At 41.4% G+C, this 12,971-nt stretch carries 7 protein-coding genes, 1 tRNA gene, 2 rRNA genes and 1 riboswitch; all 10 genes read right to left on the bottom strand.

The features are described 5' to 3' along the window. Positions 1-120 precede the first annotated feature (120 nt). A complete protein-coding gene (locus NFR44_RS00050) occupies positions 121-2,070 on the bottom strand; it encodes an ABC-F family ATP-binding cassette domain-containing protein (protein WP_251439741.1) in 1,950 nt (649 codons plus the stop codon). 81 nt (positions 2,071-2,151) lie between these two features. After that, on the bottom strand, positions 2,152-2,484 hold the full coding sequence (locus NFR44_RS00045; RefSeq protein ID WP_251439732.1) for a hypothetical protein: 333 nt from the start codon (positions 2,482-2,484) through the stop codon (positions 2,152-2,154). Positions 2,485-2,629: 145 nt separating this feature from the next. Beyond that, positions 2,630-3,736, bottom strand: a complete 1,107-nt coding sequence (locus NFR44_RS00040) for an MGDG synthase family glycosyltransferase (RefSeq protein WP_251439730.1) — start codon at positions 3,734-3,736, stop codon at positions 2,630-2,632. A 172-nt stretch (positions 3,737-3,908) separates the two neighbouring features. Continuing rightward, on the bottom strand, positions 3,909-4,211 hold the full coding sequence (hbs, locus tag NFR44_RS00035; protein WP_115309959.1) for a non-specific DNA-binding protein Hbs: 303 nt from the start codon (positions 4,209-4,211) through the stop codon (positions 3,909-3,911). A 75-nt stretch (positions 4,212-4,286) separates the two neighbouring features. Next, positions 4,287-5,468: a nucleoside triphosphate pyrophosphohydrolase gene (gene mazG, locus NFR44_RS00030; protein ID WP_251439727.1), complete on the bottom strand. Its 1,182-nt coding sequence runs from the start codon at positions 5,466-5,468 to the stop codon at positions 4,287-4,289. A gap of 9 nt (positions 5,469-5,477) precedes the next feature. After that, positions 5,478-7,064: a putative polysaccharide biosynthesis protein gene (locus tag NFR44_RS00025; protein ID WP_251439725.1), complete on the bottom strand. Its 1,587-nt coding sequence runs from the start codon at positions 7,062-7,064 to the stop codon at positions 5,478-5,480. A gap of 10 nt (positions 7,065-7,074) precedes the next feature. Further along, entirely contained in the window at positions 7,075-10,371 is a 3,297-nt protein-coding gene (gene mfd / locus NFR44_RS00020; protein WP_443098516.1) for a transcription-repair coupling factor, read from the bottom strand. 195 nt (positions 10,372-10,566) lie between these two features. Continuing rightward, positions 10,567-10,651, bottom strand: a tRNA-Leu gene (locus NFR44_RS00015). A gap of 313 nt (positions 10,652-10,964) precedes the next feature. Beyond that, a riboswitch (cobalamin riboswitch) is annotated at positions 10,965-11,137 on the bottom strand. A gap of 196 nt (positions 11,138-11,333) precedes the next feature. After that, positions 11,334-11,450: ribosomal RNA gene (rrf, locus tag NFR44_RS00010) — 5S ribosomal RNA — on the bottom strand. A 128-nt stretch (positions 11,451-11,578) separates the two neighbouring features. Beyond that, positions 11,579-12,971: ribosomal RNA gene (locus NFR44_RS00005) — 23S ribosomal RNA — on the bottom strand; the annotation flags it as partial.

The raw sequence follows: 12,971 nt of genomic DNA, 5'->3' as shown, positions 1-12,971 counted from the left end.
AATTCATGTATTCCCTAAAGTTTTACATATTTTTTACATTAAACGCCACTATAATTCAAATTCCTTTGATTTTCTACACGATTAACTCTATACACTAGTTAAATCAAGGACTTTATTACTTTATCGCTCTGCCAGTTCAAGCCAGCGCATTGTTTTTAACTCTAATTCTTCCGCCACTTTGGCTCGTTCTGCCATAGTCTGTTCCATCGCTTCATAATCCCCACCAGCTTGGTTCAACATAGCATCATAGGCCTTTAATAAGCCTTCTAATTCAGCCACTTTCAACTCCAATTCCTCCAACTCAGACTGCTCAGCTTTGGTAAGAGGCTTAACTTCCTTATTAGCAGCTAACTCCTTCAAATTACTGCCCTTATCACCAGTGTTTGCCGCCTCTACGTCATCTGAAATAGTTGTGCCTGACCCCTTTGAACTACTTTGCGGCTTAGCTGTTTTACTTAACCCATGTGATTTAACATCTTCCACTGACGCGTCTTCCGCCTCTACTAGTTCTCGATATTCAGAATAAGCACCATGAATAATATCTATTTGCCCGTCCCCTTTAAAGACAAATAACTTATCTACTACACGATCTAAGAAATACCGATCATGGCATACTGTAATCACTACACCACTAAAAGAATCTAAAAACTCTTCCAACACTTCTAAGGTAGGAATATCCAAATCGTTAGTCGGTTCATCTAATAACAATACATTAGGCGCACTCATGAGCAACTTTAGCAAATATAGTCGTCTTTTTTCACCACCAGATAGCTTGCGAATGGGAACACCGTGAAGTTCTGGGGTAAATAAGAACCTCTCTAGTATTTGTCCAGCGCTTAAGGTGCTACCATCAGCTAATACCATATAGCGGTGATCCTCACGAATATAATCTAAGACCCGTTGCTCCTCATCAAAAGGTGGTAACTCCTGTGTAAAATGCGCAGTTCGCACCGTTTCACCACGTCCTACAGTCCCAGCTAAAGGTTCATATGTCCCATCTAATAAACGCATGAATGTAGATTTGCCAATCCCATTAGGTCCTACGATGCCAATACGATCATGACGAACGACATGATAGGTAAAATCTTTTACTAAGGTCTTCTCCCCTAAGTCAAAAGATAAATGCTCTATATCAAAAATTGTTTTCCCCAAACGACTCTTTAAGGCAATCGGATCTAGTGTATCAGCACGGCGTGCCACATCTTGAGCTTTGAGAGTTTCATAACGCTGCAAACGAGCCTTTTGCTTCGTTGAACGAGCTTGAGCACCACGCCGCACCCACGCTAACTCCCGTTTTAAAAATTGTCTACGCTTTTCAGCCGTAGCTGCTTCACGTTCTTCTCGCTCTGCCTTTAATGTAAGAAAGGTTTCATAGGTACCTTCATAACTATAAAAATGTCGGTCAGATAGCTCTAAAATTTCATCGCTTAAAGCATCTAAAAAATAGCGGTCATGAGTACTAATTACTAGCCCACCCTTACGGGCTAATAAATATTTTTCAAGCCATTCAATACTAGCTTCATCAAGATGGTTAGTCGGTTCATCGAGAAGTAAAAGATCACTAGGGTATAATAAAGCCTGTCCCAATGCTAACCGACGTCGTTGTCCCCCTGATAAATGTTTCACTGGCTTAGTTAAATCTTCAAACCCTAATTTAGTAAGAATCGTACGTGCTTGTTGCTCAACTTGCCAGCCCCCTTCTGCATCCATACGCCCCAATAGGCGCAAGTGTTCAGCGCTACCTGGCGCTTGTTGATCCACACGCTCATATTCACGAACTAAACTCAACACAGGATGATGAGCTAAAAATATATTTTCTAACAACGATGCTTCTTCATCAAATTCAGGAGCTTGTGATAAATAATAAATAGACGCCTTGCCATTTCTCAAAATAGTACCTTTCTCAGGTTCTATTAGGCCTGCCAAAAGACGCATAAAGGTAGATTTGCCCGTACCATTTACACCGATAAGACCAATTCGTTTTGTATCCGTAAAAGTCATGCTGGCGCCTTCAAATAAGCGGCGGGTACCATATGATTGACTTACATCTTGTAAGGTTAATACATTCATAAATTAATATTTCCTTTCAAAAAGAGCTGTCCAGCAAAGTTAACTACAGAACGTAAGCACTTTGTGGATAGCTCTTTTTCATTAGTCTAGGCTATCGTCATAACGAGCCATATTTTCTTGTCGAATATCTTTCAAATTAGAAAGTAATTCATCCGTATCTTCTACGCGAGTAAATAATTCACCAAAGTATTCAGAATCTTCTACTGTCACACTCCACTGAAACGAATCATTTTCATCATAGAGAGTAAAGATAATTGGTTCTTCCATAGAAGTAGGTACATTCCCATCTTCATCGGTAATGGTCGCATAAGCACCATCATCATTGACCTGATAAAATAAAGTCTCACGGTCATCAATTTCCACCAATTCAAATCCTAAATTCTCATAAAACGATTCCAGCGCGTCGCCGTCCATACGAATCCTCCTTTAATACATAACCCCGAATCCCCTTTTGGGTGTTGAGTACATTGTACAAAAATTTCTAGCTCTTAGCAAGAGACTTTTATAAGACTCCCCTTGCAAACTATGCATACTATCCCTATTCACTACTAAATAAATATTAACGACCTAATAGCTTTTTAGTGGCCGACACAATATTAGCAGCCCCATCAATTTGCCACGTCAGTTCTTGCGCTGACATTTGTTCAAGTCGCTCTGGATTATTTAAAAGTACCGTTACCACATCATCTAGATTGTGAATATCACGAGCCCAACGGGCATATCCTTGCTGTTCAAAAAATGTAGCATTTCCTTCTTCTTGCCCTGGAATCGCACTAAAAAATACCATAGGCACACCAACAGTCACACCTTCCATACAAGTTAACCCTCCTGGCTTTGTTACCAATAAGGTGGCTTCTTGCATAAGTTTGGCCACTTCTAAAGTATATCCATATACTGTAGTCGGTGTACGCATAGAATGACTCATAGCCACTAAGCCTTCATAAAGATCAGCATTACGTCCAGTAATTACAATGAGCTCATCAATCCCCGATACCTCATCTAACCGCTGTAACGCCGTTTCTAAGCAACCTAAGCCAAGGCCGCCCCCCATTATTAATACCTTCACTGGATAAGAAGTCTTATATTTAGTTAAACGATGCTCAAAGAAACTTCGGCGCACCGGAATGCCTGTAATTGTAATCTTATGTGCTGCAATGCCCGCTTCACATAATTCATTAACCATGCCCGAGGTACCCACATGATACGCATCGATTTGATTATATACCCAAAACTGATGTACCTGAAAATCTGTAATTACCGCAACTAATGGTACATTGATTAAATTTTGTCGTTTTAAAATACACGCAGCGCCACAAGGAAATGGATGCGTAAAAATAACTACATCTGGTCGTTCTCGATTGATGAGTTTTAACATACGACGCTTTAACATCCAAGCCAAAGCTGTCTGTACGGCACTCCCTTTCTTATCTCCTTGTGATAGACGATAAATAACATCATATAACATAGGAAATACGTCAATCATTTTTATATATGTTTCTTTTAATAAATTATCAAACGAAAAGCTATTTGTATCTAAAAAGTCTACATGGGTAATAATAGCATCTGGGTTTTTGGCTGCCCAATACTCTTCAATCGCCCGTGCCGCTTGTGTATGCCCCGTGCCAATAGAAGCCGATACAATGAGTATACGTTCCTTCTTGCTCATGATTGTCTCCTTCCCTGTCGTCTTATTATATCACATTTTACAATCTAACAAGCAGGAACACTTCGTATTTTTGCATAGAAAAAGAGACCCTCTGCAAGCCTGATAGCGACGGCCGTAGCCGTCTATACCATCAAAGGCACACAGTGCGGTCTCTTTTGAGTTCCTAACAAAATTATTTTTTGCGAGGTTTAACTTTAGTTGTAACATTAACTAATTCTTTTAACTGTTTACCAGCTTTGAATGCAGGGGATTTGGAAGCTGCAATCGTAATAGCTTTACCAGTTTGTGGGTTGCGGCCTTCACGAGCGGAACGTTCGCGAACTTCAAAAGTACCGAAACCAATTACTTGAACTTTTTCGCCTTTTGCCAATTCTTCAGCTACTGTGTCGAACACAGCTTTAACTGCTTTTTCAGCATCCTTTTTAGTTAATTCGGCTTTCTGAGCAACGCTTGCGATTAATTCTGTTTTATTCATGACAGAACCTCCTTAAAAAATAGAATGTATCCATTCATCAATAATGACTTGTAAGAGTATATCACGCTTTGCCAATCATTTCAATGAATGTTTTTGTTCAGACACCTTAGCCGAGTCCCAAAATGAGTCCAATTCATCAAGTGAAAACTCCTCCCATGATCGTCCGCTGTCTTTAACACAACGCTCCACATAAGAAAAACGACGACGGAACTTATTATTGGTGCGGTTTAGTGCATTTTCACCGCCTATTTTATACCATCTTAGAAGATTAATCAAGGAAAAAAGCACGTCTCCCCCCTCTAATTCTGCATTTTCATAATCACCGAGGGCTACGGCTTCCTTAAATTCAGCAATTTCTTCCTCAAATTTTGCCCAAACAGGAGGCTCAGAATCCCAGTCAAAACCTACCTTCGCAGCCTTTTCTTGTAATTTTTGAGCCCCTAATAGAGCAGGTAATCCTTTTGATACACCAGCCAATAAATTTTTTTTACGATGACCTGGCTCTTGAGCCTTCAAAGCCTCCCAATTTAGCTGAGTAGTACCTATCTCTTCCACATTTGCTTGATTAAATACATGAGGATGGCGACGAATCATTTTTGCGCTAATGTCATCAATTACATCTTGTACCGTAAATAAGCCCTGCTCTTCCGCCAAACGAGCATGAAATACAATTTGTAATAATACATCGCCCAATTCTTCTCGTAAATTTGCCATATCGTGATTATCAATCGCTTCTAACACTTCATAGACTTCTTCTAATAAATACCGTCGTAAAGTACTATGGGTTTGTAAGCGATCCCATGGGCAACCATTAGGTGCTCGTAATGCAGCCACAACCTCCACGAGCGGATTCAAATCAAACGAGGAAGTCGCCACTCCATCAGATTGCGATTGGGAACGCTGTAATGGCTTAATAAATAACCACTGAACAATATTATCTAATGAGGCTTCTTGGTCCATAATATATGTTTTGCCAATTGTTACTAATTGACCAAGTGTTACCTCTTTTGGTCCTACTAATTGCTCTGTTTCAGTAATACCCGTTAATAAAAAGGTCGTCGACTCCTCAAATCGCCCCGTTAAAGCTTCTAAAATGCGTTCTAAGGCCGTTTTCTCCCCCTGCACATCTGTTACTACTAAAACGCCAGTTAAATCGAAAGGAACATAATCTATTTGAGCTGTAGAAATAGTAAATACCCCACAAGTCTCATCGAGCTGTAAATCCGATATAACTCGGCTAACTACTGTTAATGACATAGGTCCTCCTTACTCACTTTTTGCGGCTCTTCTTTGTTGTAACCGCTTGCCAATAAACGGCATGGCACACCATTCTTCCTCTTTAACTGCCTTACTAATAATTAAACCAGCACCATATACAACAACAGCCACTATAATCGCCCCAATAACCGCTAAATTACCGCCTATTAGCGAACTTAAAAAGGCGTAGGTAATAACAGTAGCACCACCCATAGCAAAGGCGGCAAAAGAGATTTTACCAAGTTCTAGCCATGGCACCTGATATTGGATGTATTTACGCACAAAAATCATATTTAATAAGGCGGCTAAGCCAAAATCTATATTTGTAGACCAAGCGGCCCCATTAATGCCCCATTCTGGTAAAGCTGTTAAATACCAGCTAAGAGGAATTTTGATAAGGGTACTAAAAAATAAATTAATCATAGGAATGGCCGTATGACCTAACCCTTGCAAAATGCCCGTACTAACTTGTTGTACCCCTAGCAAGAAAATACTCAAGCTCATTACGGCTATGGGACCACCTGCATGAGGTGTTGCATATAATAGTTCTGAAATAGGTGTAGCTAATACACAAAGACCTACAAATGCCGGCACTGTAATAAGAGTTGTTATTTTTAATGCCACATGACTTCGATTTTGAATCTCTAGCATATCTCGTTTAGTATAGGCTTCTGATATAGCTGGTACTAAACTGGCGGCTAAGGAAGTTGTCAAAATAATTGGCAAATTCACTAAAGATGTCGCCATCCCAGTTAAATACCCAAATAGAGTAGTCGCTTCTCTCATAGAATAACCTGCATCAATCAAGCGCTGTGGCACGACCCCTAAATCAATCCCCGATACGATAGGCATCATAATATTAGCCATAGACACAGGAATAGCCAAGACTAATAACCGTTTCATAATCTGCGAAGACGATTCAATCACTATATCAGGGGACTGCTTAGCTCTTAATTCAGCACGTAACCGACGTTGTCGATGGTAAAAATATAACAACACCAGTACGCCACCAACCACACCAGGAAAGGTTGCTAAGGTCGCGCCTGCCGCTGCCATAGGCAATCCATACGGTAATAAAAACAAAGCAAAGCCTACCATACAGGCAACCCGTAGAGACTGTTCCATCACTTGGGAAGCGCCCGTAGGTAACATATCTTGAAACCCTTGGAAATAGCCGCGCAGGCAACTTAAAATAGTGACGACAATAATAGCTGGCGCCAAAGCCATAAGCGCATAGCTACTCCGTGGATCAGTGAGCCACTCGGACTCTACGAGCCAAGGTACGGCTAAAAATAAAGCAATACTAAAAAAGGCACCTAAACCAAAGAGAACTGTAGCGGACACTCTAAATATTTTAGAGGCCCCTCGAATATCTTGATGAGCTAATTTATCAGCAATCATAATTGAAATAGCAACGGGCAAGCCTGCTGTGGCTAAGCTAACAATAATCTGATAAATCGGATAGGCCATTTGGTATAAGCCAATTCCTTCGCCACCTAAAATACGAGCTAATAATACTTTACTGAAGGCCCCAATAATTTTCACAATAATACCGGCTAAGGTAAGAATCATGGCTCCTTTTAAAAATCGATTCATTGGTTCCTCCTTATGTATCTGCTACTAATAAACTGGGGTCCCTCTTTTCCAGTTCCCCTAACAAGCCTTCGGTCCGCCCCATTACATCAGCCTCACGTTCCAAAGTATACCGAAGCACATCATTTTTCATCTTCACATGTTGCCAAACCGCTGTACTTGGTAAGCCTGGATGCCAACCTGCCATACGCGAAATATCACCCCAATGGATGGTAATCATATTCTCTCGTACAATTAGACTTTTAATCCCTAATACACGCGCTCGTTCTTTAATGCGAGCTAATTTCAACAATCGTTCCACCGGTGCCGTAGGCGTGCCAAAACGGTCAATTAACTCGTCCGTAAATTCATCAAAGTCTTCTAATTTACGTATCTGTAATAAACGCTGATAAATTGTAATTTTACGAGCTGTATCATTAATGTATGCATCATCAATAAAAGCATCAATCCCTAAATCGATTGTCGGATCTATTTCTATCGTCTTTGTTACTGTCTTATGCTGAGCTTTAGCGATAGCTTCTTCTAGCATGGAACAATATAAAGCAAAGCCAACGGAAGCAATATTGCCATGCTGTTGAGAACCTAATAAATTGCCGGCACCACGAATTTCAAGATCGCGCATAGCTAACTTAAAGCCAGCCCCTAATTCAGTAAATTCTTCAATTGCCTTTAAACGCTTTTCCGCTGTTTCACTGAGCATTTTATCAGGACGATATAAGAAATACGCATATGCTCTACGCCGTGAACGGCCTACTCGACCGCGCATCTGATATAGTTGCGATAAGCCAAGTCGATCTGCATCATAGACGATTATCGTATTTGCGTTTGGAATATCTAGCCCTGTCTCAATAATACTAGTACAAAGTAATAAATCATAATGGCCTTCATAGAAATCCACCATAATCGCTTCCATCTCACTGCCAGCCATTTGACCATGGGCAATAGCAAAGCGAAGTTCTGGCATAGCTGCTTCTAAAAATTCGCCCATATGATCAATGGAAGCTACTCGATTATATACAAAATATACTTGACCACCACGCTGAATTTCACGTCGAATGGCTTCAGTAATCAACTTCATATCATATTCCACCACATAGGTTTGCACAGGCAAGCGATCTTCTGGTGGAGTATTAATAACACTCATTTCTCGAACCCCAACTAAAGACATATGCAAGGTGCGAGGGATTGGCGTAGCGCTCAATGTTAATACATCAATATTTTGTGCCCAACTCTTCCATTTTTCTTTCTGGGCTACACCAAAGCGTTGTTCTTCATCAACAACTAGTAAGCCTAAATCTTTAAATGTAACCTTTTTATTTAATAAGGCATGCGTACCAATCAGTACATCCACATCTTTACTGGCTACTCGTTTTATAATATCTCTTTTTTCAGCTGCTGAACGGAAACGATTTAATACTTCAACTTGTACCCCAAATGCTCCTAAACGGTCTGTAAAAGTCTGGAAATGCTGTTGCGCCAACACAGTAGTAGGTACTAACACGGCCACTTGTTTACCACTTTTAACGGCTTTAAAAATAGCCCGCATAGCCACTTCAGTCTTACCAAAACCTACATCGCCACAAAGTAAACGGTCCATAGGATGTGGTTGCTCCATAGAGGTTTTAATTTCTTTACTAGCTTGTAACTGATCTTCTGTTTCTTCATAGGGAAAAGCTTCTTCAAACTCAGCTTGAAAGGTATCATCTGGCTCAAAAGCAAAGCCATCAACGATTTCACGTTGGGCGTACAGTTCAACTAATTTTTCAGCTAAATCATCAATAGATTTTTGTGCCTTTTGACGAACTTTTCCCCATTCACGACCACCCATTTTATGAATCTTAGGCACATCGCCCTCGTTGCCAATATACTTTTGTAACTGGTCTAAATTATCAGCCGGTAAAAATAGTTTGTCCGTGCCAGCATAGGCAATCTCAATGTAATCCTTATGAATACCTTCCGTTTCAATTGTTTTTAACCCAATATACTTACCAATCCCATGAAGTACATGTACCACATAGTCACCAGGTGTTAAATCAGTAAAGTAAGTAATTTCTTGGCCTTTAGGTACTTTTTTGCGTAATTTGCGCTTCTGCTGCCCAAAAATATTACCTTCTGTAACTACTACTAAATTACATAAAGGTAATTCAAAACCTTCCGATAAAAGCCCGCTCACAATTAACACAGACGATCCTGTATAAGTTACTGCATCACCATGCTCATAGGAAATGTTTTCCTCCCGTAAAGCTCGTTCTAAGCCTTCTCTACGTTGCAAATTATTCATGACTAACGCCACTTGACGGCCCTGAGACAGCCATACTTGGATTTCATCTATCAATAATGGCATTTGTCGTTCAAAAGACATCATAGATTTGCTTTGTAAGCCAATTGTATCAAAACCTGGCAGGCCACTAATTCGTTGCTGTAAAAAATTAAAGGCCACTTCACAGCTACATTGATTCGTCTGCATAAATTCGGACCAAGTAAAATGCCCTTGACGATGCATAGAATCTTCTTTTAAAAAGCCCTTTAAGGTATCTTGCAAACGGTTTGGTTCATCATAAAGTAGCAATGCCCCTTTACCATAACTTAATAACGATGCTTCTTCAGAAGAATTTGCTAAATGAAAAGGCATAACTGTCATACCCGTTACAGTTTCAATGGAGCGCTGTGTATCAATAGCAAAAGTACGAATTGTATCTATTTCATCATCAAAAAACTCAATGCGATATGGATTGTCACTATTTACGGGAAAAATATCAATAATATCTCCACGCACGCTAAAATGACCACGTTGTTCTACCTGGTCTGTTCGCTCATAGCCTAAAGCCACTAATTTATCTAGTAACGCCATGCGCTCTACAATATCATTGGCCTGTAATCGTATTACATGGTCTTTTAATTCTTCAGGTGTTAATAGTCGCTGCGTAGCTTCGTCAATCGTCGCCAAAACAACAACAGGTTCCTCGTGGAGCAAAGCACCTAAAGCCCTCATCTGCAAGCCTTGATTTTCTAAGCTACGAGCTGCTGTAACAAAGGTTACTTTTTCTGTAATAGGAAAAGGCATAACATCAACCTTTGGCAAGAAAAACGCTAAATCACGCTCCCATTGCTCCTTATGAGCCCTATCATAAACCAATATAATTGTAGGTCGTACCTGCTGATTAGTCGCCATAGCAGTGCTATATATAAAAGGCTTTTGTGAGCCTCCTAAACCTGAAATGACATGCTTACCAGTTCCTATTAGCATTTGCTCTGCTTCTTTATAGGCGGGATATTTATATAATAATTCTTGTAAAGCTGTCACGAACATCCCTCCATTGCTAACTCATCCTATATAACTTATCCTGCATCTTATTATTTATTATCTAATAAATTTTCTTATTTTATCAAACGACAAAACGGGCTTTAGCAATGCCAAAGCCCTTTTTAATTCTTTACTTATAGTATCATACCACACTTAAATGTGCAATAAAAAAGAGCCCCTAAGGACTCATAGTGACTTAACTGGTGCGGGAGAAGGGACTTGAACCCCCACGCCCGAAGGCGCCAGATCCTAAGTCTGGTGCGTCTGCCAATTCCGCCACTCCCGCAACACAGTTATATTACCACATAACCAAGTGCATCGTCAATATATTTTTTTAATTTTAATAATAAAATTAAAAACCAAAAACGCTAAGAATACCCATCACAGTATCTTAGCGTTTCAGGTTAGGAGATGATGAAAATGTACGCCCATACATTATCATGACAATATATTAACACTTACGTGATAATACCAACATATAGACCATGAGCTGTATAGGTTTCATCATATGCACGGTTAGAATTAAGCCAATAAAAAAGCCTTTTCCGACACATGCGAAAAAGGATCTATAATTCTCCTCCCTATCGCTCGTAGGTCAAATGGTGAATGATGAATAGGCAGTTCTCCTGACTTAGCTTCACCGCTCCTCTCGCCTTCCCAGTGTTACCCAGTGACTTAATGAGATTTGCTCAGCTTTACAGTGGCGGGACCGTGTCGGATTTACACCGACTTCTCTATTATGCATATCTGCACCTATTCCCAACTATGTATTTTATTTATTGTTTACTTTCTACATACGTATAGTAACATGATTTCTATAGATTGTCAATACGAATGAAAATATGTAGTTTAACGCTTAGAGGGAGTTCTTCCAGTCCTTCAAAGCCGGTTCACTACTTTTCCCAGCTTCTGGTCGGATAGAAAGCTATACAAAAAAAGACACACCATTCGGTGTGTCTTTTAAGTTTAATCAGCGACTACCTATCCTCCCAGGCCGCTTCCAGCCAAGTACTTTCGGCGTTTACGAGCTTAACTACTGTGTTCGAGATGGGAACAGGTGGGCCCTCGTAGCTATCGCCACTGAATCTGTCAGAGCTTGTACTCTGAAAACCACATAGAAGTGTAGATCTTGTAAGTTACACATTAGATAATTCGTTGATTGAAGTTTGTCCCTACAGTCTAGTGACTACCATTTTAATCTGGTTCACTATTTAAAAGTAAAGCCCTCGATCTATTAGTACCAGTCAGCTCCAAGCCTCACAGCTCTTCCACACCTGGCCTATCAACCATGTCGTCTACATGGGATCTTACTAACTTTTGTTATGAGAAACCTCATCTCAAGGCTGGTTTCACGCTTAGATGCTTTCAGCGTTTATCCGTCCCGAACGTAGCTACCCAACTGTACCCTTGGCAGGATAATTGGTACACCAGCGGTTCGTCCACTCCGGTCCTCTCGTACTAGGAGCAGCCCCCTTCAAGTTTCTTGCGCCCGCGATGGATAGGGACCGAACTGTCTCACGACGTTCTGAACCCAGCTCACGTACCACTTTAATCGGCGAACAGCCGAACCCTTGGGACCTACTTCAGCCCCAGGATGTGATGAGCCGACATCGAGGTGCCAAACCTCCCCGTCGATATGGACTCTTGGGAGAGATTAGCCTGTTATCCCCAGGGTAGCTTTTATCCGTTGAGCGATGGCCCTTCCACTCGGCACCACCGGATCACTAAGCCCGACTTTCGTCCCTGCTCGACCTGTCCGTCTCGCAGTCAAGCTCCCTTCTGCCTTTACACTCTTCGAGCGATTTCCGTCCGCTCTGAGGGAACCTTTGGGCGCCTCCGTTACTTTTTCGGAGGCGACCGCCCCAGTCAAACTGCCCGCCTAAGACTGTCCGGAAGGTCGTTACTCTTCCCGTTAGAATTCAATTAGTGAAAGGGTGGTATCCCAACAGTGACTCCACTAAGACTGGCGCCCTAGTTTCTACGTCTCCCACCTATCCTGTACATTCAATAACTAAATTCAATCTTAGGTTGCAGTAAAGCTCCATGGGGTCTTTCTGTCCAGTCGCGGGTAACCTGCATCTTCACAGGTACTTCAATTTCACCGGGTCCCTCGTTGAGACAGTGCGCAAGTCGTTACACCTTTCGTGCGGGTCGGAACTTACCCGACAAGGAATTTCGCTACCTTAGGACCGTTATAGTTACGGCCGCCGTTTACTGGGGCTTCAATTCAGAGCTTCGGATTACTCCTAACCCCTCCTCTTAACCTTCCAGCACCGGGCAGGTGTCAGCACCTATACATCAGCTTTCGCTTTAGCAGGCACCTGTGTTTGTGGTAAACAGTCGCTTGCGCCTCTCTTGTGCCACTCATTCATGCTCCGAGCGTTGCTGCTCTTCACACTACATGAGTCCTCCTTTTCCCGAAGTTACGGAGGCATTTTGCCGAGTTCCTTAACGAGGGTTTTCCCGCGCACCTTAGGATTCTCTCCCCGCCCACCTGTGTCGGTTTCGGTACGGGTAGTATGTCTCTACCTAGAAGCTTTTCTCGGCAGTGTAGAATCAATCAGTTCGTCACTATCTCTAGTAACTCCTCATCACGCCTCAGCTTT

This window comes from Veillonella intestinalis, assembly GCF_943193155.1.
Lineage (GTDB): Bacteria > Bacillota > Negativicutes > Veillonellales > Veillonellaceae > Veillonella_A > Veillonella_A intestinalis.
The sequence above is the reverse complement of the archived record's forward strand: the minus strand, read 5'-3'. Positions and strand labels throughout refer to the sequence as shown.

What these genes read in the sequence shown, in the direction of transcription:
- NFR44_RS00050 (WP_251439741.1), bottom strand. Translation starts at nt 2,070, where the DNA reads ATGAATGTATTAACCTTACAAGATGTAAGTCAATCATATGGTACCCGC.
- NFR44_RS00045 (WP_251439732.1), bottom strand. Translation starts at nt 2,484, where the DNA reads ATGGACGGCGACGCGCTGGAATCGTTTTATGAGAATTTAGGATTTGAA.
- NFR44_RS00040 (WP_251439730.1), bottom strand. Translation starts at nt 3,736, where the DNA reads ATGAGCAAGAAGGAACGTATACTCATTGTATCGGCTTCTATTGGCACG.
- hbs (WP_115309959.1), bottom strand. Translation starts at nt 4,211, where the DNA reads ATGAATAAAACAGAATTAATCGCAAGCGTTGCTCAGAAAGCCGAATTA.
- mazG (WP_251439727.1), bottom strand. Translation starts at nt 5,468, where the DNA reads ATGTCATTAACAGTAGTTAGCCGAGTTATATCGGATTTACAGCTCGAT.
- NFR44_RS00025 (WP_251439725.1), bottom strand. Translation starts at nt 7,064, where the DNA reads ATGAATCGATTTTTAAAAGGAGCCATGATTCTTACCTTAGCCGGTATT.
- mfd (WP_443098516.1), bottom strand. Translation starts at nt 10,371, where the DNA reads ATGTTCGTGACAGCTTTACAAGAATTATTATATAAATATCCCGCCTAT.